This is a genomic window from Accumulibacter sp., from assembly GCF_036625195.1.
GTDB lineage: Bacteria > Pseudomonadota > Gammaproteobacteria > Burkholderiales > Rhodocyclaceae > Accumulibacter.
Genome location: NZ_JAZKUG010000001.1, coordinates 4590104 through 4614021 on the forward strand (window position 1 = coordinate 4590104; position 23918 = coordinate 4614021).

The following is a 23918-nucleotide window of genomic DNA, read 5'->3' on the forward strand; positions in this document are numbered from 1 at the left end:
GCCTCAGGCGTCGAGAAGAATGTTCAGGGTCCTTGCCCGGACGACCGCCTCGCGCCGGCTCGACGCGCGCAGCTTGCGGTAGATGTTCTGCGTGTGGCGTTTGACGGTCGCCCGCGAGATGCACAGCTCTTCGGAGATCTCGACGTTGCTCAGGCGGACGGCAAGCAGCTTCAAAATCTTCAGCTCGCGGCGCGTCAGGTCGGCCCTCGGTTCCTGGCGACCACTGCAGGCCAGCCAGTCGTCGTTGAACGCCGCCAGGATCTGGCCCAGATAGCGCGAGTCGCTGCGGTCGAGCTTCAGCCGCCGGAGAGGCGGCAGGAGATCCTGTCCGAGATCGACGAACAGGCGGACAAACCCCCCCGGTTGCGCCAGCGCGACCGCCCGGCCGAGCATGTCCGCAGCCGCGGCGTCATCGCCGAGGCCATGCTGCAGCAGCGACTGCAGTGCCAGCACCTCGATGAGAAAGCGAATGTTGTGCCGCGCCGCCAGTTCACGCTCGAGCAACTGCAGCAGGCGCGCCGCCTGCTCACGACTCTCGCTGCTGCCCTCGGCAATCCACACTTTGGCCAGGGTGAGATGCGGCGCACTGGCGAGATGGTAGGCAAAATGCAACGGTCCCGGATCGAAGCCGCTTGCCCAGTCGTTCGCCATCGCCAGCTGTCCCTGGCGCAGGGCGAGTTCGGCGCGAAAGGCGTAGGCCCGCTGCAGGGCATGCTGGTCGTCCTGTTGCTGCAGGTGTTGGCAGAGCGTGTCGATGACCGCGTTCGCCCGGCTCGACTGGCCGAGGGCCTGGCAGACGGCAGCCAGCAGCAGCGAGAGCTCGCCGCGATAACCGACCACGGCCGTCTTCGATGCCGACAGCAGCGTCTCTTCGGCGAGAGCAAGCTCGTTGCGCTGATACTGCACGAGACCGAGGAAGTAGGCGCGCAGACCGCCGTCGTCGCTGCCCCACGGCGCCCCACCGACCCGCAGATCCGCTTTCGCCAGCAAGTGGAGTGCCGACAGATCGGCTGCCATCCAGTCGATGCAACAACGCGCTGCCAGCAAGGGCACCTGACAGCGTGCAATCGGCCCCGGCGCCTGCGCCAGCGCTTCGTCGATGCCCTGCCGCGCGCCGCCGAGGTCACCGGCCAGCTGGCGCGCGCCGGCGATGACGGTCTGCGCGAGGACCCGTTCGTCGATGCGCCCGGCGGGGAGGCAGGCGAGCGCATCGACGGCACAACGCGCAGCTTCGTCGCCATTGCCTTCGAGGTACTGCTGCATGCTGCGCAGCGCCAGCAGGCTGCCGCGCACCGGCGCCGCGATCTGCGGCCGGCCAGCGGAACGCTCGAGCAGCGCCTGGATGCGATCCAGTACCGCGGCAGTCTCCAGGAGACGGCCCTGCCGATACAGCAGCCACGCCTTCAGCAACAGCAATTCCCCGTCGGTCTCGACCGCGTCTGGCGGCAACAGTCGCAGGCAGCCCGCCAGTCGGGCCTGCTGTCCGTGCTGCAACAGCGTGTCGCGATGGTCGGCGAGCAGCTGGCCGGCGGCGGCGGGGCCGCCTCCGGCCAGCTGATGGCGGGTGGCCTCTTCCAGCCGCTGATGCCCGGCAAACCAGGCTGCCGCCCGCCGGTGCAGTTGCTGCATCGCCTCGACGCCCATCTGCGCCAGCAGCCGAGCCTGCAGGAACTCGTGCAAGAGGGGGTGATAGCGATACCACTCGCCCGCCTCGTCGACCGACGAGGCGAGGACGCTGCCACCACGAACGAAGTCCACGAATGCTGGTCCCGACAGCGACTGCCCGCCGGCATCCTCGCCGGCGAGTGCATCGCAGAGCCCAGCACAGAAGCAGTCGAGGAGCGCAGTCCGCAACAGCGCCGTGCACACCGCTGCCGGCTGCGGCGCGAGGACCTCGTCGAGAAAGTATTGCGCAACCAGAGGCGTGCCACCGGCGAAGCCTGCCGCTGCATCGCTGCCCGACCAGCGATGACGCAGCAACAGCGCCGCCAGTCGCACGCCGGCCGGCCAGCCGCCGCTGCGCTCGTGCAGCAACGTCACGGCGGCGTTGCCGAGTTCACCGGCCGCAGCGTGCTCGATGATCTGCGCTGCCTGTTGGCGGCTGAACTGCAGCTCACGCACGCCGATCTCGTGCAGCGCCCCGCGCACCCGCAACGCGCCCAGGGACAATGGCGGAGCGCTGCGCCCGATGAGCACCAGATGCAGACGGGGCGGGGGTCGCAACAGCATGCGGTCGAGCAGGGCGTAGGTGGCGCGGTCGTCGACGCAATGAAGATCGTCCAGGACCAATACCAGCGGCTCCGCGAGATCGTCGAGTTCGTTGCCCAGCTGGGCGACGAGACCGGCAAGCGGCGGCATGCACGGGGCAGCGAAACAGGCAAGAGTCCCGCTGCAGGCATCCGGCAACACGCTGCGCACGGCAGCGACGAGAGCATGGATGAAGGCGTACGGCTCGCCATCGCCCGCGTCGAGCGACAACCAGGCCGCGAGGCCGACGCGGTTTGCCAGCCAGTGCGCCACCAGCGAGGTCTTGCCGTAGCCCAGCGGTGCTGCCACGACCGTCAGGGGTAGCCTGGCGGCGTCTTCCAGCTGCCGCTGCAACTCGTCGCGGACGACGAAGTCGGCGACGAGGCGGGGGCGCTGCAGCTTGCTGCGCGGAAACGGCGAAAATACCATATCGACCTGCATTGGCGCGCTCAGCAAGCGCCCTCATCGCGATGCAAAGGGCCGATGATACTGCACTGCCTGCCGTTCTGCGCAGACGCCGTGACAGCGCCTGTCGGCAGCAGCGGGCAGCGGCAGAACGCGGTGCAGCGGCTCATCCAGCGAGCAGGCGCGCGATCTGCGCATCCTTCTCGCGCCAGATCTGTTGCAGCCATTGTTGAAAGGCTTCACGCACGGCCGCGTCAGCGGCGTAATCTCCCGCTGCCAGTTGGTGTGGCACCGGCAGAGTCTGCACGCGCACGCGCACGCGCCGCATGCGTCCGCAGAGGAATTGCCAGAAGTCCGGCGCGCCATCGGGATAGACGATGGTGACGTCGAGAATGGCATGGAACCGGTCACCCATCACGTTCAGGGCGAGCGCAATCCCGCCTGCCTTCGGTTTCAGCAGGTGGCGATACGGAGAAGCCTGCTGCCGGTGCTTGGCGGCGGTGAAACGGGTGCCTTCGCAGAAGTTCATGACGCTCGTCGGGATCAGCGCGAACTTCTCGCAGGCGATGCGCGTCACCTCCCGGTCGCGCGCGCGCAACTCCGGGTGCGCCCTGAGAACCTCCTCGCTGTGCCGGCGCATGAAGGGAAAATCGAGCGCCCACCAGGCCAGCCCCATGATCGGCACCCAGACCAGTTGCTGCTTGAGAAAGAACTTCAGCAAGGGGATGCGGCCGGTCAGCAGGTGTTGCAGGACGAGGATGTCGGCCCAGGTCTGGTGGTTGCAATTGACCAGGTACCAGCCGCGCCGCTGCAGTCCCTGGATCCCCTCCACGTCCCAGTCGGTCTTCTGCGTCAGCGCCATCCAGCCGCTGTTGCAGGCGATCCATGCCTCGGCGACGCGGATGAGCAGCGGATCGAGGCGCAGGCGGACCGCCCGCTGCGGCAGCAGCAGCTTGAGCACCGCCAGCAGGAGCAGGAGCGGCACCCAGAACAGGCAGTTGAGGGCAAGCAGGAGACTGGCCACGATGCCGAGCAGCGCTGGCGGGAGACTCTGGAGCATGCGGCGGCGACCGCTCAGTCCGCCACCGCCGCCGACTCTTCGTCGAGCAGCATGGCGCTTCGGGTTGCCGGGGTCTCCAGGCTGATGCGCCCGAGCAGCCCGTCGCGATAGTCCTGCAGCAGGACACGCGACGCCTTCTCGCGATCGCCCAGGCCGCCGCGCAGGAGAAGACCGCGCCTTCTTGCGATCGCCTCGATGACGGCAACGCCGTCGAGGGACGACAACGACCCGGCGGCCAGCGCGTAACGTCTGGAGAGGGCCAGCGGGTAGCGGGCGAGCAGCAACCCGGCGAGGAACTGCGCCACCTCCTCGTCGATCATCGCGTTGCGACCGACCGCGTTGCTCGCCGCGAGCATCAGCCCGTCACTCGGGTGCTCGATCTTCGGCCAGAGCAGCCCGGGCGTGTCGGTCAGCCAGTTTGCGATGTCGAGCGGCGCGGTCTGCTGCGCGCGCGTCACCGCCGGCTCGTCACCGACCTTCGCCAGCTTGCGGCGCAGCAGGACGTTCATCAGCGTCGATTTGCCGACGTTCGGGATGCCCATGATCATCATCCGCAGCGGCTTGGTGTTGTCGCTGCGGTGCGGCGCCAACGCCCGACAGAGTCCCGGCAGCCGCGCCACCTCGGCAGGTTTGCGGCATGACAGCGCCACGGCGCGCATGCCATCCTGCCGCCGGTACCAGGCGAGCCACGACTGGGTCACGTCGGGATCGGCGAGGTCGGCCTTGTTGAGCACCTTGAGGCAGGGCCGCTGCCGCTGCAGGCGCAGTTCACGAACCATCGGGTTGCTGCTCGCTTCGGGCAGGCGGGCGTCGACCACCTCGATGACCACGTCGGTGGACGCCATCGCCTCGGCCGCCTTCTTGCGCGCGGCAGTCATGTGCCCCGGGTACCACTGGATGCCCATCATCGATCCGAAACTGGCGGAGAACTCCGCCATTATCCCACCGCTTGGCGGCTCCGAGGGTCCGGATGATCGCCGCTCGCTGCCGCCAGCGACGAGCAGCGCACCCGTCGCCGTTTGGACGGCCGAAATCGCCTAGAATGAGCACCTCGTCATCATCAGCCGCAGGAATGAGCTTGTCGCGGATCCCCGAAATCAGAGAGGGGCAGTCGATCGAACTGCTCAAGGAACTGCACATCCTCACCCGCGACGGCAAGCTCAACCAGGACAGCCGGCGCAAGCTCAAACAGATCTGCCACCTCTGTCACTTCATCGAGCCGCTGCTCGCCGAGATCGCCAGCCGCGGCGGCGGGCCGAGCGTGGTCGATCACGGCGCCGGCAAGTCGTACCTCGGCTTCATCCTCTACGACCTCTTCTTCAGGCAGCGCGACCGCGGCCACATCTACGGCATCGAACTGCGCCAGGAACTCGGCGAGCGGGCGCGCAGCCTGGCCAACCGGCTCGGCTTCACGCGCATGTCCTTCCTCGGGATGAGCGTCGAGGAGGCGATCGAATCGCCGCTGCTGCCCGCGCGCATCGACCTCGTCACCGCCCTGCATGCCTGCGATACCGCGACCGACGACGCGATCCGCTTCGCGCTGCGCAAGCAGGCCGCCTACATCGTTCTCGTCCCCTGCTGCCAGGCCGAAGTGGCAGCGGCTCTGCGCCGTGGCAAGGGCGAGGCGCTGGCGGCGACGCCGCTGGCGGAAATCTGGCGGCACCCGCTGCACAGCCGCGAGTTTGGCAGCCTGCTGACCAACGCCCTGCGCTGCCTGCAACTGGAGGCCCACGGTTACCAGACGATGGTGACCGAACTGGTCGGCTGGGAACATTCACTGAAAAACGAACTGATCGTCGCCCGGCATACCGGTGCCGCGCGCGGCAACGCCGCCGCACGCCTCGAAGCGATCCTCCAGGAGCTGCGGCTGGAGACCTTGCACAGCCGCTTCGCTTTGCCACCACATGGTCAACCGCCGGCGCCCGCTGGCGGCGCGGCCGACCACCAACCGCCAGGAACCTGAATGGAGAAATGGATCACCCGCGGCGCCGCCGCACTCTGCGCCGCCGGCAGCATCGCGCTGCTGTGGACTTTCGGCATGTTCGTTGCCGTGCCATGGCGCGAGGGACGCATGCTGGCGCTCAACGGCATCGAGTTGCAGGTTCTCGGTGTACCGCTGTTCGGTGGCATCGCCGTCGCCTGGGGCGCCCTGCACATCCTCGCCATCGCCGACCGTGCGAGCTGCCCGCGGCTCTACTTCGCGCTCGCGCTGGCGCTGCTCGCCGCCATGCTGCTGGCGGTGTCGGCTGGCGCCTCCTGGACCACCGCGCGCATCGCCTGAGCCGAGCGCCGTTACGGCACGGTGAGGCGAGGTCCGCTGCCACCCGGCGCGACCCGGCCACTCGGCAAGGGCCAGGGGCGACGCCGGAACAGAGGGTCGCGACAGCGGAGAAAAGTCACACCGAAGCGCGCCGCAGATGGCTAGAATCGTGGCTGTTGAACATCGAGGGTAAAGCGAATGAAGGTCCAGACGAAGGTGCAGAAGGCGGTCTTCCCGGTGGCCGGTCTCGGTACGCGTTTCCTGCCGGCAACCAAGGCCAGTCCGAAGGAGATGCTGGCGGTCGTGGATAAGCCGTTGATCCAGTATGCGGTCGAAGAGGCCTACGCGGCGGGGATTCGCGAGATGATCTTCGTCACCGGCCGCAACAAGCGGGCGATCGAGGACCACTTCGATACCGCCTACGAACTCGAGGCGGAACTCGCCAGTTCGGGCAAGGACGATCTGATGGCCCTGGTCCATTCGATCAAGCCCGACGACATGGATTGCGTCTATGTCCGCCAGCCACGTGCTCTCGGTCTCGGACACGCCGTGCTGTGCGCCGAGCGGCTGGTCCGTGGCGAGCCCTTTGCCGTCCTCCTGGCGGACGACCTGATGATCGGCGAGCCGCCAATCATGCAGCAGATGACCGAACTGTTCGTCCGCCGCCAGTGCAGCATCCTCGCCGTGCAGGAGGTGCCAAGGAACCAGACCAACCGCTACGGGATCGTCAAGGGACAGCCTCTGGCCTCCGACCTGGTCAAGGTCGATGGTCTGATCGAGAAGCCGCACCCGAGCGTCGCGCCGTCGAACCTGGCGGTCGCCGGCCGCTATGTGCTGACACCCGCCGTTTTCGACCGTATCCGCGAACAGCCACGGGGAACCGGCGGCGAGATCCAGCTCACCGACGGCATCGCCGCGCTGCTCGCCAGCGAGCAGGTCCTCGCCTACCGCTATCATGGCCGGCGTTACGACTGCGGCAGCAAGCTCGGGCTGATGCAGGCCAGCGTCGTCCTCGGCGAGACGCACGCCGAACTCGGTCGCGAGTTCTCGGCCTGGCTGAAGGACCGCCAGAAGCTGGCGCAGACCCTGGCCGGTTAGGGCCTGCCGCCACCCTTCTCCGCCCGGTGGCGAGACTTTCGCCGCCACCCGTGGCGACTGCAAACGGTACCGGTTGGCAGCCGCTGCCGGCAACCGGGAGGATCCGAGCCGCCGGCCAGCGCCGTTGCCCCGGGACTCGCGCAGCGGCGTCCCATGCTATAGTTGCAGCCCATTTGGCAAGAGAAGACCCCTATTGGTGCTGCACTTCGATGTTCTGGTAATCGGCAGCGGACTCGCCGGACAGGCTGCGGCGCTGCGGCTGGCGACGACACGACGGGTCGCCCTGATCAGCAAGCGCGCCCTCGAGGACAGCGCCTCGAGCTGGGCACAGGGCGGAATCGCCGCCGTCCTCGACAACCGCGACTCGCTCGAAGCACACATCCGCGACACGATCACCGCCGGCGCCGGACTGAATGACCGTCGCGCCACCCGCTTCGTGATCGAGAACGGTCGCCGCGCGGTCGACTGGCTGATCGACCAGGGCGTTCCCTTCACCCGCGACGAGGGAGGTTACCACCTCGCGCGCGAGGGAGGACACAGCGCTCGCCGCGTCATCCACGTCGCCGACGCGACGGGTCTGGCGGTGCAGACCACCCTCACCGGCAAGGTTCGCCAGCAGCCGAACATCAGCATCTTCGAGAACCACATCGCCATCGACCTGATTACCGGCGCCAAGCTCGGACTCGATGAGCAGCGCTGTCACGGCGCCTACGTGCTGGACAGTGGCAGCGGCGAGGTGCTGACCATTGGCGCCAGCAACACGCTGATCGCCGCCGGCGGCGCCGGCAAGGTCTACCTGTACACGACCAACCCCGACACTTCGACCGGTGACGGCATCGCGATGGCCTGGCGCGCCGGCTGCCGGATCGCCAACATGGAGTTCATCCAGTTCCACCCGACCTGCCTCTACCACCCGCAGGCCAAGTCCTTCCTGATATCGGAAGCGGTACGCGGTGAGGGCGGCAGACTGCTGCTGCCCGACGGCAGCCGTTTCATGCCGCGGCACGACGCGCGCGGCGAACTGGCACCGCGCGACGTGGTGGCCCGGGCGATCGACTTCGAGATGAAGAAGCGTGGACTCGACTGCGTCCATCTCGACATCTCGCACAAGCCGGCGGCGTTCCTCGCCGAACACTTCCCGAACATCCTCGCGCGCTGCCTCGACCTCGGCATCGACATCACCCGCGCGCCGATCCCGGTCGTGCCGGCGGCCCACTATACCTGCGGCGGCGTCGTCAGCGACCTGCGCGCCCGGACCAACATCGCCGGCCTCTACGTCGCCGGCGAGGCCTCCTGCACCGGCCTGCACGGGGCCAACCGGCTGGCCAGCAACTCGCTCCTCGAGTGCCTCGTCTTTGCCGAAGCGGCAGCCGACGACATTCTCCGCCAACCCGCCAGCGGGCTGCCGGCGCTGCCGGAATGGGATGCCAGCCGCGTCAGCGACCCCGACGAGGAAATCGTCATCGCGCACAACTGGGACGAACTGCGCCGTTTCATGTGGGACTACGTCGGCATCGTCCGCACGACCAAGCGGCTGCAGCGTGCGCAGAACCGCATCCGCCTGCTGCGCCGCGAGATCGACGACTTCTACTCGCATTTCCGGGTCAGCCACGACCTCATCGAACTGCGCAACCTGGTCGTCACCGCCGAGCTCATCGTCCGCTGCGCCCTGCGCCGGCACGAGAGCCGTGGCCTGCATTTCAGCCGAAACTACCCGGAGACGCTGCCGCGGGCGGTGAATACCGTCATCAAACGCCACGCCGCAGGCGATCGCGCGCATTGACCCCTACTCTCTCACCGCCGAGTCAATTTGCCTTCACGGCTCCTTCCTCGCCGGTCGGTTGCTGGCAGGGCAGCAGGATCGGTCCGCCAGCGCAGCCACAACCGCAGGAGGCGGAACTGCTCGGTTGACAGGCTGTCGGGCAACAGCGTGAGGCTGCGTCGTCGCGCCTGATCGTCGCGCACGCGGAGGACGACGAGGCGGCCGAAAACGGTCGTTTCCGGCTGCACCTGGCAGGCAACGATGGCTCCGGACACGTGTCGCAGCGCAAGATCGCCGTCAGCGCCGAGACGAATCCCGTTGATGGGGCTCGGCCGCAGGCAGATCCAGGCCGAGATCGCTATGGGCAGGAGCAGGAGACTGCGTGCGGCCGACGACCAAGGCAGCAGCCAGACGCTGCCCGCCGCCAGCAGATGCAGCACCGTGATCATCCCGGCCAGCAGCCGCGAACGGCGCAGTTCCAGCGCGAGCGGCCACGGCCGCGCCTCGCCGGGCGGCGGCGGCTCGGCGAGCGCGCTAGACGCGCCGGAAAGCGACAGTGGCGTTGGTTCCGCCGAAACCGAAGGAATTGGAGATGCCGACCTCGATGTCCAGTTGCCGTGCTTCGTTGGCGCAGTAGTCTAGGTCGCAGGACTCATCCTGGTTGAAGATGTTGATCGTCGGCGGCGAGATCTGGTGATGGATCGCCAGCACGGTGAACAAAGCCTCGATGCCACCGGCCGCGCCGAGGAGATGACCGGTCATCGATTTTGTCGAATTGACCACCAGCCGATGCGCGTGCTCGCCGAAGGCACGCTTGACCGCCGTCGTCTCGGCCTTGTCGCCAAGTGGTGTCGATGTTCCGTGGGCATTGACGTACTGCACCTGATCGACATTGAGGCCGGCGCTGCGCAGGGCATTGAGCATGCAGCGGGCAGCCCCTTCGCCGTCCTCACAGGGTGCGGTCATGTGGAACGCGTCGGCGCTCATGCCAAAGCCGACGAGTTCGCAGTAGATGCGCGCTCCGCGCGCCCGGGCGTGCTCGTACTCCTCGAGGACGACGACGCCGGCGCCCTCGGCGAGGACGAAACCATCGCGATCGCGGTCCCATGGACGACTGGCGGTCTGCGGATCGTCGTTGCGCGTCGACAACGCCCGCGGCGCGCAGAAGCCACCGAGGCCGATGTTCGACACGCAACCTTCGGCACCCCCGGCGACCATGATGTCTGCATCGCCATGCTCGATCAGGCGGCCGGCATCACCGATGCTGTGCGTGCCGGTGGCACAGGCACTCACCAGCGACAGGTTCGGCCCCTTGTAGCCGTAGTGGATCGACAGGTTGCCGGAAATCATGTTGATGATCGAACCCGGAACGAAGAACGGCGAGATCTTGCGTACACCGCCGGCGACGAAATCCTCACAGGTCTTTTCGATGACCGGCAGCCCGCCGATCCCCGAGCCGATCGACACGCCCACCCGTTCGGGCGCCACCGCGGCACCCTCGAGCCCGGCATCGCGAACGGCCTGAATGCCGGCCGCCATGCCGTAATGGATGAAGACATCCATCCGCCGCGCGTCCTTTACTGACAGGTACTGGCCGATGTCGAAGCCACGGACCTCGCCGGCGATCTGCACCGGAAAGGCGGAGGCATCGAAGCGGGCGATGCGGTCGATTCCCGAACGGCCAGCAACCACATTCTGCCAGGCTTCGGCAACGGTATTTCCGACTGGCGAGACGATTCCGAGGCCAGTAACGACGACTCTGCGACGTGCCACCTTGAACTCCGACGATCAGGACATGCGGCGATGGGACGATCCCGGTTGCCGCTCACTCCCCGCCAGCCTCGGCCGCATCATCGGCTGGCTGCAGGGGGACTGGGCAGGTGCTTACTTCTTGTGCGCGGTCACGTAGTCGATCGCCTGCTGCACCGTCGTGATCTTCTCGGCCTCGTCATCCGGAATCTCGCACTCGAACTCTTCCTCCAGCGCCATCACCAGTTCCACCGTGTCGAGTGAGTCCGCACCCAGATCGTCAACGAACGAGGACTCGTTCTTGATGTCCGCTTCGTTGACTCCGAGTTGCTCGGCGACGATTTTCTTGACACGCTGCTCGATATTTTCCATCTAGAGGGTTCCTTCACAAGGTTCAAACAGGAAAAAGCGCGACATTCTAACAAAATGACCGAAACTTACCAACGATTGCAGGCGACGTGCGGCGGCACCGGCAACGCCGGCGATCAGTCCATGAACATGCCGCCATTGACGTGGATCGTCGTGCCGGTGATGTAGGCCGCCCCCGCCGAAGCCAGGAAGGCAACCGCCGCCGCCACGTCCGCCGGCGCGCCCAGGCGCCCGAGTGGAATCCCGGCAAGCAGGGCCTCCTTCTGCTTGTCGTCGAGCGCCCGCGTCATGTCGGTGTCGATGAAACCCGGCGCCACGCAATTGACCGTGATGTTGCGGCTGCCGAGTTCACGCGCCAGTGCCCGGCTCATTCCGCCCACCCCTGCCTTGGCGGCACAGTAGTTGGCCTGCCCGGGATTGCCGGCGTGGCCGACCACCGAGGTGACGTTGATGATGCGGCCGTAGCGCGCCTTCATCATGCCGCGGATGACCGCACGCGACAGGCGGAACACTGCCTTGAGGTCGGTATCGACGACACAATCCCAGTCGTCGTCCTTCAGCCGCATCGCCAGATTGTCACGCGTGACGCCGGCGTTGTTCACCAGCACCGATGGCGCGCCATGGTTCTTCTCGATGTAGCCGATCAACGCGTCGATCTGCGCCCCATCGCGCACCTCGAGAACGCGGCCCTCCCCCTTGCCACCCGCCTCGCCGAGAAAGGCGGAGATGGCCGCCGCGCCCTCGGCGCTGGTGGCGGTACCGACGACGGTCGCGCCGAGCTGCGCGAGTTGCAGGGCGATGGCGCGACCGATGCCACGCGAGGCGCCGGTGACGAGAGCAATCTGTCGATCAAGCATGCTGTCTACTCCAGACTGCCGAGAGCGCCTTCCAGCGACGCCAGATCGGCAAGCGCGACACTCGCCACGCCGTCGGCGCAGCGCTTGGTCAAGCCGGCCAGCACCTTGCCCGGCCCGCATTCGGCGACTGTCGTGATCCCCATGGCCGCCATCCGGCGGATTGTCTCGACCCAGCGTACCGGCGAATGCGCCTGGCGCACCAGAGCTTCCCTGATCCGCGCCGGATCCTCTTCGACGGCGACGTCGACGTTGTTGATCACCGGCAGCCGTGGTGGCTGCAGGTTGAGCTCGGCGAGGCGGGCGGCCAGCCGGCCGGCCGCCGGCCGCATCAGCGACGAATGGAACGGCGCCGATACGGGGAGCAGGACGGCGCGCTTCGCGCCCAGTGTCCTGGCCACCTCGCAGGCACGTTCGACGGCCGCTTTGCTGCCGGCAACGACCGTCTGCCCTGGCCCGTTGAAATTCACCGGCTCGACCACCTCACTGCCACCAACCGCGGCGGCCGCCTGCCGGCAGGCTTCGACGATCTTCTCGTCGTCGAGACCGAGGACCGCTGCCATCGCACCGGCTCCGGCCGGGACGGCCTCCTGCATCGCTGCCGCGCGCACCCGGACCAGCGGCACGGCGTCGGCAAAGGCGATCACGCCGGCGGCAACGAGAGCCGAATACTCGCCCAGGCTGTGCCCGGCCACCGCCGCCGGCAGCCGGCCTCCCCGTTCGAGCCAGAGGCGATAGACGGCGACACCTGCGGTCAGCATCAGCGGCTGGGTGTTGACGGTCTGCGCCAGAAGCTCGGCGGGCCCGGCAGCCAACAGGCTCCAGAGATCCTCGCCGAGTGCGCTCGAAGCCTCGTCGAACGTGTCCCGGACCACCGGCGAATCGCCATAGGCGGCCATCATGCCAACCGACTGCGATCCCTGCCCTGGAAATACCAATGCGAACGCCATGCCGAATCCCCCTATCCCCGGTTCATAGCTGCAACAATACCGCACCCCAGGTGAAACCGCCGCCGACGCCTTCGAGGATCAGCCGATGGCCACTGCCGATGCGCCCGTCGCGCAGACCCTCATCGAGAGCCAACGGCACCGACGCCGCCGAGGTGTTGCCATGCCGGTCGACGGTGACGATCACCTTGTCCATCGACATCTTCATCCTTTTCGCCGTCGCCTCGAGGATGCGCACGTTCGCTTGGTGCGGAATCAGCCAGTCGACGTCGGCAGCCGACAGGCCGGCAGCCGCACAGCACTCCTCGGCGACTTCGGCAAGGACGCGGACGGCGAACTTGAACACCGCCTGCCCATCCATGCGCAGGAAGGGATCACCGACCACCTGTCCGCCGCAGATGCTGCCGGGAACCGACAGGATGTCGTGATGGCTACCGTCGGCGTGCAGCGCGGTCGCCAGGATCCCCGGCTGCTCGGCGGCTTCAAGGACGACGGCACCGGCCCCATCACCGAACAGCACGCAGGTGCCCCGGTCCGACCAGTCGAGGATGCGCGAAAAGACCTCGGCACCGACAACCAGCGCCCGCCGGTGGCTGCCCGATCGGATGAACTTCTCGGCAATCGTCAGCGCATAGACGAAACCGCTGCACACGGCCTGGACGTCGAAGGCCGTCGCGCTCCGGTTGCCGAGCTTGCATTGCAGCAGGCAGGCGGTGCTTGGAAAAATGAAATCCGGAGTCGAGGTGGCGACGATGATCAGGTCGATGTCGGCCGCCGTCAGCCCGGCTGCCTGCAGTGCCCGCCGGCTCGCCTCGCAGCCCAGATCACTGGCCGTCTGGCCGTCCTCTGCCAGGTGGCGGAAGCGAATCCCGGTGCGGCTGGCGATCCAGTCATCGTTGGTTTCGATCCCGCGCCGCGCGAGATCGTCGTTGCTGACGGCCGGCCCGGGCAGGAAGCTGCCAACCCCTGTGATGCGGGAGAACATGCTATGCGGTCTCCTGGAGTGGTGGTTGTTGCGCCATCCGCTCGCTGATGCGGGCAAGAACGCCATTCCTGGCCTCGTCTGCCGCCCGCCTCAACGCACAACCGAAGGCCAGCACATCGGCCGAACCATGGCTCTTGACGACGATGCCGCGCAGGCCCAGCAGCGTGGCGCCATTGTACTGCCGGTGGTCCACCCGCTTCTTGAAGCGCTGCAGCACCGGCAGGGCGAGCAGGGCCATCAGCCGGGTCAGCAGGCTGCGGCGAAACTCCTGGCGAAGGAAGGTCGCCAGCAGCTGCGCCAGTCCCTCCGACGCCTTCAGCGCCACGTTGCCGACGAAACCGTCACAGACGACGACGTCGGCAGCGCCCTTGTAAACACCGTCGCCCTCGACGTTGCCGATGAAGTTGAGCCCCGAATCGGCGAGCAGGTCGGCCGCGCGCTTGACGGCATCGTTGCCCTTGATCTCCTCCTGACCAATGTTCAGGATACCGACGGTCGGTCGCTCCCGATGCTCGACCGCGGCGACCAGCGAGGCGCCCATGATGCCGAACTGCAGCAGGTGCTCGGGGCTGCAATCGACGTTGGCGCCGAGGTCCAGCACATGCGTGTGGCCGCTCAGCGTCGGCAACACGGCGCAGATTGCCGGCCGCTCGATCCCCGGCAGCATCTTCAGGACGAAGCGCGACATCGCCATCAGCGCACCTGTGTTGCCCGCGGAGACGCAGGCGTCGGCTTCCCCCTGTTTGACCAGGTTGATCGCCACGCGCATCGAAGAGTCCTTCTTGCTGCGCAGCGCCAGCGACGGCGACTCATGCATGCTGACGACCTCGGTCGCATGCCGCACGGTAATTCGGCCGACCGCGGCGTCGCCGAGCAAGGGCTTGATGGCGTCCGTCAGACCAACCAGGATCACGCGCACGTCAGCATGCTCGCGGACGAAGTCGAGCGCTGCAGGCACGGTCACCTGGGGGCCGTGGTCGCCACCCATGCAGTCGACGGCGACGGTTATCGTCATTCGCCTGCGGGCCGCTGCGAGTCAGTCAAGGCAACGCCCCACTGGCGGAGCGATGCGTCTGGATCACTCGGCCGACCCTTTGGTCACCTTGCGGCCGCGATAGAAACCGCTCGGGCTGATGTGATGACGCAGGTGCACCTCGCCGGTCGTCGGCTCGGTCGCCAACGGCAGGCCGGGCAGTGAATCGTGCGCACGATGCATGCCGCGCTTCGACGGGGACTTCTTGTTCTGTTGAACAGCCATGACAAACTCCCAAAATTGAGACTCAATCGACCTTGCCTTGCAGCCCGGTCAATACCGCAAACGGCGACACCGTTGCCGGCGCCGCCCTGCTGCCCGGCAGCGCGCATTCCTCGTGCCGCGGCGCAGTCGGCAACGTCAGGAGGATCTCGTCCTCGATCAGAACGCCGACGTCGAGGTTCCTTTGATGCGGCAGGAAATCCTTCGCATCGTCCTCCAGTTCCTCCTGCGTCAAATCCTCGTCGCTGCCGATGAACTCCAGCAGACTGCGCAGGTGCAGCGGGTACTCGTACGCCTCGAGACAGCGCTGGCAGAGCAGCGAGAGCACGCCATCGACCGCCAACAGCAACTGCGAACGCCCACCTGCTGCACGCCGGCCATCGAGGTGAAAGACCAGGCTGCCACCGGTATCGGTCAGAAGATCGTGCAGACGGGTCAGCGTCGCGACGGGCATTTCGCCCTGCAGCGAGCCCTCTTCACGGCCAAACTCCTGACTGTCGATGACAACGAGTCGCGACATAAGGCGCGCATGATATTATCTTCGGCTTTTGAAGTCAAAGCGGCGCACCGGCCGACCCCCAGTCGATGCCATCTTCTGGTCCGATGCAGTGCCGGCGCGCAGTGACTGGCCGCCCGATGAAGCCACCACCGCTGATCCTTGCCTCGACCTCGACCTACCGTCGTGAGCTGCTGGCGCGCCTTGGCCTGCCCTTCGCCACGGCGAACCCGGCGGTCGATGAAACGATGCTGCCCGACGAATCACCCGAGGATGGCGCGCTGCGCCTTTCGCAAGCCAAGGCCCGTGCGGTCGCCGACGCACACCCAAGCGCGTTGATCATCGGCAGCGATCAGGTCGCCTGCCTCGACGGCCGGATTTTCGGCAAACCGCTGACGCACCCGAATGCCGTTCGCCAGTTGCAGGCGATGCGCGGCCGACAGGTCAACTTCTTCACCGGCATCTGCCTGCTGCACGCCCCGAGCGGGCGGGTCCATTGCCGCGGCGTACCGACTCTGGTCACCTTCCGCGACCTGAGTGATGCCGAGATCGAGCGCTACCTGCAACTCGAGCAGCCCTACAGCTGTGCCGGCAGCGCCCGCTCGGAGGGCCTGGGCATTGCCCTGATCGCGCGCATCGACGGCCCCGATCCGAACGCGCTCATCGGCCTGCCGCTGATCGCCCTCTGCGACCTGCTGCGCCGCGAAAACGTCTCGCCGCTGCAGCCGTGACGACCGCCGCGCCCGCAGCCGGATGAAGGCGGGCCGGCTCTACCTGATCCCGGTGCCCCTTGGGCAGACCGCCCACGGCTCGGTACTGCCGGCGGCGGTGCTCGAGCATGCCCGCCGGCTGAGCTGCTTCGTCGCCGAGAACGCCAAGACGGCACGGATCTTCCTGAAGGCACTGCCGACCGCCGCTCCGCTGCAGGAAATCCGGATCGCCGAACTCAATCAGCACACGCCGCCGGCAGCACTGGCACAACTGTTGGCACCGGCACTGGCGGGGAACGACCTCGGCCTGATCTCCGAAGCCGGTTGCCCGGCGATCGCCGACCCGGGCGCCGACCTGGTTGCCCTGGCCCATGACTTGGGTATCGAGGTGGTGCCACTGGTCGGTCCGTCGTCGATCCTGCTCGCCTTGATGGCGTCCGGACTGAGTGGCCAGAGTTTCACCTTCCACGGCTATCTGCCGAGCGACGCGGCTGCCCGCGAGCGGCGCCTGCACGAACTGGAGAAGGAATCGCGACAGCAACGGCGGACGCAGATTTTCATCGAAACCCCGTACCGCAACCGGCAGCTTCTGGCGTCGCTGATCGGTGTCTGCGCCCCGGCGACACGCGTCTGCATCGCCAGCGACCTGACGACGGCAGGCGAACTCGTCTGCACCCGCACCGTTGCCGAGTGGCGGCAACGACCGCTACCCGATCTCAATCGCCGACCAACGGTCTTCCTCCTGCACGCCTGAGCTGGCGCCGCCAGCGCCGGCGACGCACGCGGCACGGCCTCTCAGCGCAGTAGTGGACGGGCGAAGTCGAACATCGGAGCGAGCGCCGTATCGCTCGTCCCGGCTCGCAGCCGGCGGGCGAGGCGCTCTGCAAGATTGTCCCTGACCGTGTATTCGACCAGCCGGTCGGCCTTGATGACATCGCGCGCCACCGAGCCGACGGTGCCGAGACCGTCTGCCAGGCCGAGGTTGACGCTCTGGCTGCCGGTCCACATCAGGCCGGAGAAGAGTTCCGGTGTCTCCTTCAGGCGATCGCCACGCCCGCGGCGGACGACCTCGATGAACTGCTGGTGAATCTCGCGCAGCAGCACCTGCGCATGCTCCTTCTGTTTCAGATCCTGCGGCGAGAACGGATCGAGGAAGCCCTTGTTCTCGCCGGCAGTCAGCAAACGCCGTTCGATGCCGAGCTTTTCCATCGTGCCGGTGAAACCGAAGGCGTCCATCAGGACGCCGATCGAACCGACGATGCTCGCTTTGTCGACGAAGATCTTGTCCGCGGCGACGGCGACGTAGTAGCCGCCCGAAGCACAGACGTCCTCGACCACCGCGTACAGCGGGATCTGCGGATGCGCCGTACGCAGGCGCAGGATCTCGTCGTGCACGATGCCCGCCTGCACCGGGCTGCCACCGGGACTGTTCACGCGCAGGATGACACCAGCGGTGCGCTTGTCGGAGAAGGCTGCTTCGAGGGCGTCGTTGAGGTTCTGCGCGCTGGCTTCGCCCTGCGCCTCGATGGTGCCCCGCAGGTGGATCACCGCCGTGTGCCGGCGGTCGGCAAGCTGCTCGGAATCTCCCCAGTCCATCAGCAGCGCGGGCAGGGCGATCAGGTAAGCCAGAGCGGCGAGCTTGAAGAAGATGCCCCAGCGACGCCTGGCGCGCTGCTCGCGCAGCGTCGCAAAGGCAACCTTTTCCAGCAACTGCCGTTCCCAGGGTGGTTCTTCAGGCGTATTCAAGACTCGTGCTCACTTGCGGTCAGATAAACGGCATCATCACGTTCCTCGACGTCCACCGGCGTCAGCCCGCGGCCATTGCAGCGACCGCCGAGACAGCGGCCATCCGCCGGCGAATAGAGCGCGCCGTGTGTCGCGCAGATCAAGTATAGCTTGGAATCGTCGAAGAACTCGTTGTGCTGCCAGTCGAGTTCGACCGGCAGATGCCCGCAGCGATTGACATAGGCACGCACACGGCCGCCGAAGCGAACGGCGAAAGCCGGTTCCACCACCCCCCGCCGCTCGATGGTGAAGCGGACGCCGCGACCACCATCGAGCAGCTCGGCGGAAGGGCAGATCAGGCGTGGGTCCGCAGCCATGCCGCCAGTTCCGCGAGTTCCTGCACGCACGCCAGCGGCTGCATGGCGTCGAGTGCCGCCACCGGGTGCGCGCCATAGGCAACCGCGAGCGCAGCCACACCGGCGTTGCGTGCCATCTGCAGATCGTGTGTCGTATCGCCGATCATCAGGGCCCGCTCGCCAGCGACGGCCAGCTCGTCGAGCAGTTCATCGAGCATCTGCGGATGCGGCTTGGAAAAGCATTCATCGGCACATCGCGAAGCGTGGAAGAAGGGGCCGAGACCGCTGTGCCGCAGGGCGCGCTCGAGCCCCAGGCGGCTCTTGCCCGTGGCGACGGCGAGCAGGAAACCCGCCGCCGACAGCTCGGCGATCAGCTCGGCGGCGCCGGCGAACAACTGCAATTCGTGATCGCGCGCCAGATAATGATGTCGATACCGCTCCACCAGCTGCGGGTAACGACTCTCCGGCAGTTCCGGCAGGGCGTGTCGCAGCGCATCGTGCAAGCCCATCCCGATGACGTGCCGCGCGCGTTCCGCAGGAGGTGGCGGCAGCCCGAGATCGCGACAGGCGGCCGTGATGGCCTCGACGATGGCCGCTGCCGAGTCGAGCAGCGTGCCATCCCAATCGAAGACCAGCAGCTCAAATCTTCTCGCCATGATCCTGCCTCTCGCGCTCCGCGACAGCCTGCAGAAAACCCGCCAGAGCCGGCGGCAGCGCCGCCTCGAGCCGCAGTTCGCCGCCGGCCAGCGGGTGCGGCAGACACATCTGCGAGGCGTGCAGGAACATCCGTTTCAATCCTTCCCGCGCCAGCACCCGATTCAGCGCAAAGTCCCCATACTTCTCGTCACCCGCCACCGGATGGCCGAGATGAGCGAGATGAACGCGGATCTGGTGCGTTCGCCCGGTCCGCAGTTCCGCCTCGAGCAGGCTGAAACGCTGCCAGCGGGCCAGCAGGCGGAAGATCGTGTGCGCCGCCTTGCCCTGCTCGGCCACCCGCACGCGCCGTTCCCCCGAATCCAGCAGGTACTTCAACAGCGGCAGGCGGACATGGCGCAGCGGTTCCATCCAGCGGCCAGCGACCAGGACCAGGTAACGCTTGTCCGCACCCCGCCCCGCACTGCCAGCGGCACCAGCACGGAACATTTCGTGCAGGGCGAGCAAGGTCGAACGCTTCTTGCCGACCAGGAGGATCCCGGAGGTTTCGCGATCGAGCCGGTGCGCCAGTTCGAGGAACCTCGCCTGCGGCCGCTGCTGTCGCAGCGCCTCGATCACCCCGAAGCTCTCGCCGCTGCCGCCATGCACCGCGACACCCGCCGGCTTGTCGACCACCAGCAATGCCTCGTCCTCATAGACGACGGGCAAGTGCAGCCGGCGTTCGGCGTCCACCACCACCTCGTCGCTGCCGCCGATGCGCAGTGGCGGAATGCGCAGCAGGTCGCCACTCTGCAGGCGATGCGAGACGTCCACCCGGCGGCCGTTGACCCGCACCTGGCCACTGCGGACGATCCTGTAGAGGTGGCTCTTCGGCACCCCCTTGCACAGCTTCAGCAACAGGTTGTCGACCCGCTGCCCGTGCTCGTTCTCGCCGATAAGCTGCTGGGTGACGCAGTTTTTGCCAACTTGGGCCATTTTGAATATACTTCAGCTGATTCGCGTCGTCGGTTGCAGGAGGAACTGAGCCGTGCGGCCGTCGGGCAATGCCGGCCTTGAAGCCGCTGCGAGACGCTTTCCGGCATGCAACACCCGACCGCTCGGCGCCCTGCTGCGCAACTCTCGCTGGACGCCGATCATCTGGTTAAGTTCGCTCACCACAAAGTAGCGATACTACTTGAACTGCGCGCGCCTGGCATCTGCGGAATCGCCCTGGCAACATCCCGAAACCCTCCAGGTCATCAACGCCCGAACAGTATGCGGGTGCGAAGGATGGTATCGCTGCTTCCATTGCCGACGAGACTTTCGAGTGTCCCGAAGACACCGGTTCCGTCGCTGCCCACACGAGGCGCAGCCCATACAACAGCGCGCGGGAGCCCCACGAATGAAACGAATGCTGTTCAACGCGACACAGGCCGAAGAGCTGCGCGTCGCCATCGTCGACGGTCAGAAACTCATTGACCTGGACATCGAATCGGCCAACAAGGAGCAGAAAAAGAGCAACATTTATAAAGCGGTCATTACCCGCATCGAGCCCAGCCTGGAAGCGGCCTTTGTCGACTACGGAGCGGAGCGACACGGTTTCCTGCCGTTCAAGGAGATCTCGCGCGCCTACTTCCAGCCCGGCGCGGACGCCGGTCGGGCGACGATCAAGGAAGCGCTGCGTGAAGGTCAGGAACTGATCGTCCAGGTAGACAAGGACGAACGCGGCAACAAGGGCGCTGCCCTGACCACCTTCGTCAGCCTCGCCGGCCGCTACCTCGTGCTGATGCCCAACAACCCGCGTGGCGGCGGCGTCTCGCGCCGCGTCGAGGGCAGCGAGCGGACCGAGCTGCGCGAGGTGATGGACCAGTTGCCGGTGCCGCCGGGGATGAGTCTGATCGCCCGCACGGCCGCCATCGGACGCGGCAGCGAAGAGCTGCAATGGGACCTCAATTACCTGCTGCAACTGTGGAAGGCAATCGAGGACGCAGCCCAGATGCAACAGGGAGCCTTCCTGATCTACCAGGAGGGCAGCCTGGTCATCCGTGCCATCCGCGACTATTTCCAGCCCGACATCGGCGAGATCCTGATCGACACCGACGAGGTGTTCGATCAGGCGCAGCAGTTCATGGCGCACGTCATGCCGGGCACGGTCAACCGCATCAAGCGTTACCGCGATGACGTGCCGCTCTTCTCGCGTTTCCAGATCGAGCACCAGATCGAGTCCGCCTATTCGCGCCAGGTCGGCCTGCCATCGGGCGGCGCCATCGTCATCGACCACACCGAGGCGCTGGTATCGGTCGACGTGAACTCGGGCCGGGCAACACGCGGTGCCGACATCGAGGAAACGGCGCTGAAGACCAACCTCGAAGCGGCCGAGGAAGTGGCGCGCCAGTTGCGCCTGCGCGACCTCGGCGGCCTGATCATCATCGATTTCATCGACATGGAGAACCAGCGCAATCAGCGCGAGGTCGAAAACCGTGTCCGCGAGGCACTGCGTTTCGACCGTGCGCGCGTGCAGACCGGCAAGATCAGTCGTTTCGGGCTCCTCGAGCTGTCCCGCCAGCGCCTGCGGCCGGCGCTCGCCGAGACCAGCTACATTCCGTGCCCACGCTGCTCGGGAACCGGCCATATCCGCAGCACCGAGTCCGCCGCGCTGCACATCCTGCGCATCCTGGAAGAGGAAGCGATGAAGGACAATACCGCCGCCGTGCATGCGCAGGTGCCCGTCGATGTCGCCACCTTCCTGTTGAACGAGAAGCGGACCGACGTGCAGGCGGTCGAATTGCGGCACAAGGTGACCGTCCTGCTGATTCCGAACGTCCATCTCGAGACACCGCAGCACACGGTGCTGCGGGTTCGCCACGATGCAGCGGGACAGGAGGAACTGCAGCAGGCATCGTACCGTATGGTCGCGCTGCCGGCCGAGGACGCCAGCGCCGACATGGCGAGCACGGCAGACTCCCGGGCACCCCGCGCCGAAGCGGCGATCAGGGGCGTCACGCCGGCGCAGCCAGCCCCCCTGGTCAACGAGCCTGCGGCAAATGCCGTCGACAGCAGCAGACCCGATACGGCCGCCGGCCGCTTCCTGAAGCGGATCGTGTCCTGGTTCCGGCACAAGGAAGTGCCCGGCGCTACGACCGAAGCCGTGTCGCCACGCGCAGCCACCCCGGCTCCGGAAGTCGCCGGCAGCGCGCGCGACGGACGCCGAGGCGGTGGCACCACCCCTCGCGGCACGCGCCGGGATGACCGTCGCGAACCTGCCGACACCCGGGTCAACCGCGAGCAGAAGGATGCATCGCCGGCCAGTCGGGGCGAGAACCAGCAACAGCAACCGCGCGAGCCCCGTCAGCCCCGTGAGGGGCGCGAGGGCACCACGGGCCGCGAACCGGCCGCCGCCCGTGAACCACGCCGGCAGCGCAACGAACGCAGGCCACAGCCCACGGAGCAGGTCAACGACGGCAACCCGGCACCACTCGCTCCCGCCGTGGCGACGGCGGCAGCGTCTCCGGCACCCGAGCAGAACGGCGACGAGTCCGCCAGCCCCTCCCGCCGCCGCGGTCGCCGCGGTGGCCGCCGCGAACGCAGTGAGAGGACCGAGACCCAGCCGACCGAAGCCGTTGAGGTGAGCGCCGCGGGCGCGAGCATCGCAGCAGTTGCCAGCACCGACAGCGCCGCAACCGCGCCGCCCGCAGCGCGATCGCCCGCCTGGGACGTCACGATGACCGCCGTCACGCCAGCGGTGGCTGTCGGCGACCAAAGCGAAGTGGCAGACGCCGATCAGCGCGCCGCGCTTCCGGTTGCATCGGCAGCCGCGGTCGAGTTCGCACCACCGGCCGGCAGCCAGGAAGTTCAAGTGGTGGGAGCCGTCGCCGAGCCAATGCCGATCACGGTTCCAGCCGCCGTCGCCGAACCACTGCCCAGCGCCCCGGTCGAGCCAACTTCCGAGTTCGGGCCCGAGTCGCCGGCCGCCGCACCCCGAGAAGAGGCTGCTGCCGCAACCGTCGCGCCCGACGTGGCAACCACCGGCGGCCCTGCGCCATTCGACATCCAGCAAGCACTCGAGAACAGTGGCCTGATCATGGTGGAAACCAGGCACCCCGCCGCCGTGGATGTGACGCCGGCGGCATCGGCCGAGGACATTGCGCCACCACGCCCGGTACGGCGGCGCCGCCCCGCGGTCGTCATCGCCGACGAGCCGATGGTGATGGTCGAAACGGTCAAGTAGACGCATACTCAGGGCCCCGCTGCCGTCATCCCTGCGCTCAGGACCTCGTGTCGCCGGCGCAGCCACCACTGCAGCCGGGGCGTCCGGGCGCGCAACGGAAAGAATCACGAATGCCACTGCCAATTGCCATCTGTCTCGTCCTGGCTGCACTGCTGTCACCGCCACCACACGCCGAGGCGCAGAGCAGTAAGGAAAAACGGGCAGATTACCGCGTTGGCGAGCGCCTGCCGGAAGACAGGAAGGGGTCGCAGGGCTACCGCCAGATCGGCTGGGACGATCTGGTGCCCAAGGGCTGGGACCCAATGGCCACCTTCAAGGGTCTCGACCTCGCTCGCCTGCAGGACAACGACCCGAAAGCCCAGGAGGCACTGGAGAACGCCCGACGGCTGTGGGACCAGGCGCCGGCGGAGAAGACGATGAACGGTCAGAAGGTCCGCATCGCCGGCTTCGTCGTACCGCTCGAGCGTCGCGGCGAGCAGGTCACCGAGTTCCTGCTGGTGCCCTACTTCGGCGCCTGCATCCACGTGCCGCCGCCACCGGCCAACCAGATCATTCACGTCGTCGCCGAGAAGCCGGTCGGCAACATGCGCACCATGGACGCGATGTGGGTGAGTGGCACGCTCGGGCTCGACCGCACCGATACGGGAATGGGCGTCGCCGGCTACCGGATGCGCGGCGAAGCCTTCGAGCCTTACACCAGGCCGCGCTCCTGATCCTTCTGCCGACAGCGTTCGCGGCTCGCGGCAGCGGTCGTACAATGGTGCACCCAATCCGATCCA

24 protein-coding genes are annotated in these 23918 nt (G+C 67.1%); 8 read left to right on the forward strand and 16 right to left on the reverse strand.

The genetic code is table 11. The annotated features are described in order from the left end of the window. Positions 1-3 precede the first annotated feature (3 nt). The 3 genes from V5B60_RS20300 to ylqF all read right to left on the reverse strand — a co-directional run bounded on the left by V5B60_RS20300 (position 4) and on the right by ylqF (position 4617). Positions 4-2688, reverse strand: a complete 2685-nt coding sequence (locus V5B60_RS20300; RefSeq protein ID WP_332349676.1) for a LuxR C-terminal-related transcriptional regulator — start codon at positions 2686-2688, stop codon at positions 4-6. A gap of 130 nt (positions 2689-2818) precedes the next feature. After that, positions 2819-3712 (reverse strand): acyltransferase, encoded by an 894-nt coding sequence (locus tag V5B60_RS20305; protein WP_332349678.1) that lies wholly within the window; start codon positions 3710-3712, stop codon positions 2819-2821. A gap of 14 nt (positions 3713-3726) precedes the next feature. Beyond that, positions 3727-4617, reverse strand: coding sequence for a ribosome biogenesis GTPase YlqF (gene ylqF, locus V5B60_RS20310; protein WP_332350664.1), 891 nt, complete (start codon positions 4615-4617; stop codon positions 3727-3729). Positions 4618-4784: 167 nt separating this feature from the next. On the opposite strand from ylqF, the gene V5B60_RS20315 reads away from it, so the two are divergent. The 4 genes from V5B60_RS20315 to nadB all read left to right on the forward strand — a co-directional run bounded on the left by V5B60_RS20315 (position 4785) and on the right by nadB (position 8853). Further along, positions 4785-5675, forward strand: a complete 891-nt coding sequence (locus V5B60_RS20315) for a class I SAM-dependent methyltransferase (RefSeq protein ID WP_332349680.1) — start codon at positions 4785-4787, stop codon at positions 5673-5675. Next, positions 5676-5993, forward strand: a complete 318-nt coding sequence (locus tag V5B60_RS20320) for a hypothetical protein (protein WP_332349681.1) — start codon at positions 5676-5678, stop codon at positions 5991-5993. 177 nt (positions 5994-6170) lie between these two features. After that, positions 6171-7070, forward strand: a complete 900-nt coding sequence (gene galU / locus V5B60_RS20325; RefSeq protein ID WP_332349683.1) for a UTP--glucose-1-phosphate uridylyltransferase GalU — start codon at positions 6171-6173, stop codon at positions 7068-7070. Between the two features lie 193 nt (positions 7071-7263). Further along, positions 7264-8853, forward strand: coding sequence for an L-aspartate oxidase (nadB, locus tag V5B60_RS20330; protein ID WP_332349685.1), 1590 nt, complete (start codon positions 7264-7266; stop codon positions 8851-8853). An 11-nt stretch (positions 8854-8864) separates the two neighbouring features. On the opposite strand, the gene V5B60_RS20335 is transcribed toward nadB, so the two are convergent. The 9 genes from V5B60_RS20335 to V5B60_RS20375 form a co-directional block, all read right to left on the reverse strand. Further along, positions 8865-9419: a protein YgfX gene (locus V5B60_RS20335; RefSeq protein WP_332350665.1), complete on the reverse strand. Its 555-nt coding sequence runs from the start codon at positions 9417-9419 to the stop codon at positions 8865-8867. Beyond that, positions 9367-10605, reverse strand: coding sequence for a beta-ketoacyl-ACP synthase II (gene fabF, locus V5B60_RS20340; RefSeq protein ID WP_332349688.1), 1239 nt, complete (start codon positions 10603-10605; stop codon positions 9367-9369). Before fabF ends, V5B60_RS20335 begins: the two co-directional genes overlap by 53 nt. 111 nt (positions 10606-10716) lie before the next feature. Next, on the reverse strand, positions 10717-10953 hold the full coding sequence (gene acpP, locus V5B60_RS20345) for an acyl carrier protein (protein WP_034899680.1): 237 nt from the start codon (positions 10951-10953) through the stop codon (positions 10717-10719). A 113-nt stretch (positions 10954-11066) separates the two neighbouring features. Beyond that, the gene (gene fabG / locus V5B60_RS20350; RefSeq protein ID WP_332349690.1) at positions 11067-11807 is read right to left on the reverse strand and encodes a 3-oxoacyl-ACP reductase FabG; all 741 of its coding nucleotides are present in this window, start codon (positions 11805-11807) and stop codon (positions 11067-11069) included. Positions 11808-11812: 5 nt separating this feature from the next. After that, a complete protein-coding gene (gene fabD / locus V5B60_RS20355; RefSeq protein ID WP_332349692.1) occupies positions 11813-12754 on the reverse strand; it encodes an ACP S-malonyltransferase in 942 nt (313 codons plus the stop codon). Between the two features lie 22 nt (positions 12755-12776). Next, positions 12777-13736, reverse strand: a complete 960-nt coding sequence (locus V5B60_RS20360; RefSeq protein ID WP_332349694.1) for a beta-ketoacyl-ACP synthase III — start codon at positions 13734-13736, stop codon at positions 12777-12779. A 1-nt stretch (position 13737) separates the two neighbouring features. Beyond that, positions 13738-14751, reverse strand: a complete 1014-nt coding sequence (plsX, locus tag V5B60_RS20365) for a phosphate acyltransferase PlsX (protein WP_332349696.1) — start codon at positions 14749-14751, stop codon at positions 13738-13740. A 63-nt stretch (positions 14752-14814) separates the two neighbouring features. Further along, positions 14815-14994, reverse strand: a complete 180-nt coding sequence (gene rpmF / locus V5B60_RS20370; protein ID WP_034934403.1) for a 50S ribosomal protein L32 — start codon at positions 14992-14994, stop codon at positions 14815-14817. A gap of 22 nt (positions 14995-15016) precedes the next feature. Further along, positions 15017-15511, reverse strand: a complete 495-nt coding sequence (locus tag V5B60_RS20375; protein ID WP_332349699.1) for a YceD family protein — start codon at positions 15509-15511, stop codon at positions 15017-15019. A gap of 116 nt (positions 15512-15627) precedes the next feature. On the opposite strand from V5B60_RS20375, the gene V5B60_RS20380 reads away from it, so the two are divergent. Next, entirely contained in the window at positions 15628-16218 is a 591-nt protein-coding gene (locus V5B60_RS20380; protein WP_332349701.1) for a Maf family protein, read from the forward strand. Positions 16219-16240: 22 nt separating this feature from the next. Beyond that, positions 16241-16951, forward strand: a complete 711-nt coding sequence (locus tag V5B60_RS20385; RefSeq protein WP_332349703.1) for an SAM-dependent methyltransferase — start codon at positions 16241-16243, stop codon at positions 16949-16951. Positions 16952-16992: 41 nt separating this feature from the next. Here V5B60_RS20385 and V5B60_RS20390 read toward each other — a convergent pair whose 3' ends face one another. The 4 genes from V5B60_RS20390 to V5B60_RS20405 are packed head-to-tail and all read right to left on the reverse strand — an operon-like array spanning position 16993 to position 19907. Continuing rightward, the gene (locus tag V5B60_RS20390; protein WP_332349707.1) at positions 16993-17943 is read right to left on the reverse strand and encodes a S49 family peptidase; all 951 of its coding nucleotides are present in this window, start codon (positions 17941-17943) and stop codon (positions 16993-16995) included. After that, positions 17940-18299: a Rieske (2Fe-2S) protein gene (locus V5B60_RS20395; RefSeq protein WP_332349709.1), complete on the reverse strand. Its 360-nt coding sequence runs from the start codon at positions 18297-18299 to the stop codon at positions 17940-17942. The genes V5B60_RS20390 and V5B60_RS20395 overlap by 4 nt, the downstream gene beginning before the upstream one ends. Continuing rightward, a complete protein-coding gene (locus V5B60_RS20400; protein WP_332349711.1) occupies positions 18278-18934 on the reverse strand; it encodes an HAD family hydrolase in 657 nt (218 codons plus the stop codon). Before V5B60_RS20400 ends, V5B60_RS20395 begins: the two co-directional genes overlap by 22 nt. Further along, positions 18918-19907, reverse strand: coding sequence for an RluA family pseudouridine synthase (locus V5B60_RS20405; RefSeq protein ID WP_332349713.1), 990 nt, complete (start codon positions 19905-19907; stop codon positions 18918-18920). Before V5B60_RS20405 ends, V5B60_RS20400 begins: the two co-directional genes overlap by 17 nt. A gap of 406 nt (positions 19908-20313) precedes the next feature. Between V5B60_RS20405 and V5B60_RS20410 the strand changes: the two genes are divergently transcribed. Together V5B60_RS20410 and V5B60_RS20415 are read left to right on the forward strand one after the other, a co-directional pair. Beyond that, on the forward strand, positions 20314-23139 hold the full coding sequence (locus tag V5B60_RS20410; RefSeq protein WP_332349715.1) for an Rne/Rng family ribonuclease: 2826 nt from the start codon (positions 20314-20316) through the stop codon (positions 23137-23139). A 110-nt stretch (positions 23140-23249) separates the two neighbouring features. Then, a complete protein-coding gene (locus tag V5B60_RS20415; RefSeq protein ID WP_332349717.1) occupies positions 23250-23852 on the forward strand; it encodes a DUF3299 domain-containing protein in 603 nt (200 codons plus the stop codon). Positions 23853-23918: the final 66 nt, after the last annotated feature.

Bases quoted from the DNA above. Each gene is read 5' to 3' on its own strand.
- V5B60_RS20300 (WP_332349676.1), bottom strand. From the start codon at position 2,688: ATGCAGGTCGATATGGTATTTTCGCCGTTTCCGCGCAGCAAGCTGCAG.
- V5B60_RS20305 (WP_332349678.1), bottom strand. From the start codon at position 3,712: ATGCTCCAGAGTCTCCCGCCAGCGCTGCTCGGCATCGTGGCCAGTCTC.
- ylqF (WP_332350664.1), bottom strand. From the start codon at position 4,617: ATGGGCATCCAGTGGTACCCGGGGCACATGACTGCCGCGCGCAAGAAG.
- V5B60_RS20315 (WP_332349680.1), top strand. From the start codon at position 4,785: ATGAGCTTGTCGCGGATCCCCGAAATCAGAGAGGGGCAGTCGATCGAA.
- V5B60_RS20320 (WP_332349681.1), top strand. From the start codon at position 5,676: ATGGAGAAATGGATCACCCGCGGCGCCGCCGCACTCTGCGCCGCCGGC.
- galU (WP_332349683.1), top strand. From the start codon at position 6,171: ATGAAGGTCCAGACGAAGGTGCAGAAGGCGGTCTTCCCGGTGGCCGGT.
- acpP (WP_034899680.1), bottom strand. From the start codon at position 10,953: ATGGAAAATATCGAGCAGCGTGTCAAGAAAATCGTCGCCGAGCAACTC.
- fabG (WP_332349690.1), bottom strand. From the start codon at position 11,807: ATGCTTGATCGACAGATTGCTCTCGTCACCGGCGCCTCGCGTGGCATC.
- fabD (WP_332349692.1), bottom strand. From the start codon at position 12,754: ATGGCGTTCGCATTGGTATTTCCAGGGCAGGGATCGCAGTCGGTTGGC.
- V5B60_RS20360 (WP_332349694.1), bottom strand. From the start codon at position 13,736: ATGTTCTCCCGCATCACAGGGGTTGGCAGCTTCCTGCCCGGGCCGGCC.
- plsX (WP_332349696.1), bottom strand. From the start codon at position 14,751: ATGACGATAACCGTCGCCGTCGACTGCATGGGTGGCGACCACGGCCCC.
- rpmF (WP_034934403.1), bottom strand. From the start codon at position 14,994: ATGGCTGTTCAACAGAACAAGAAGTCCCCGTCGAAGCGCGGCATGCAT.
- V5B60_RS20375 (WP_332349699.1), bottom strand. From the start codon at position 15,511: ATGTCGCGACTCGTTGTCATCGACAGTCAGGAGTTTGGCCGTGAAGAG.
- V5B60_RS20380 (WP_332349701.1), top strand. From the start codon at position 15,628: ATGAAGCCACCACCGCTGATCCTTGCCTCGACCTCGACCTACCGTCGT.
- V5B60_RS20385 (WP_332349703.1), top strand. From the start codon at position 16,241: ATGAAGGCGGGCCGGCTCTACCTGATCCCGGTGCCCCTTGGGCAGACC.
- V5B60_RS20395 (WP_332349709.1), bottom strand. From the start codon at position 18,299: ATGGCTGCGGACCCACGCCTGATCTGCCCTTCCGCCGAGCTGCTCGAT.
- V5B60_RS20400 (WP_332349711.1), bottom strand. From the start codon at position 18,934: ATGGCGAGAAGATTTGAGCTGCTGGTCTTCGATTGGGATGGCACGCTG.
- V5B60_RS20405 (WP_332349713.1), bottom strand. From the start codon at position 19,907: ATGGCCCAAGTTGGCAAAAACTGCGTCACCCAGCAGCTTATCGGCGAG.
- V5B60_RS20410 (WP_332349715.1), top strand. From the start codon at position 20,314: ATGAAACGAATGCTGTTCAACGCGACACAGGCCGAAGAGCTGCGCGTC.
- V5B60_RS20415 (WP_332349717.1), top strand. From the start codon at position 23,250: ATGCCACTGCCAATTGCCATCTGTCTCGTCCTGGCTGCACTGCTGTCA.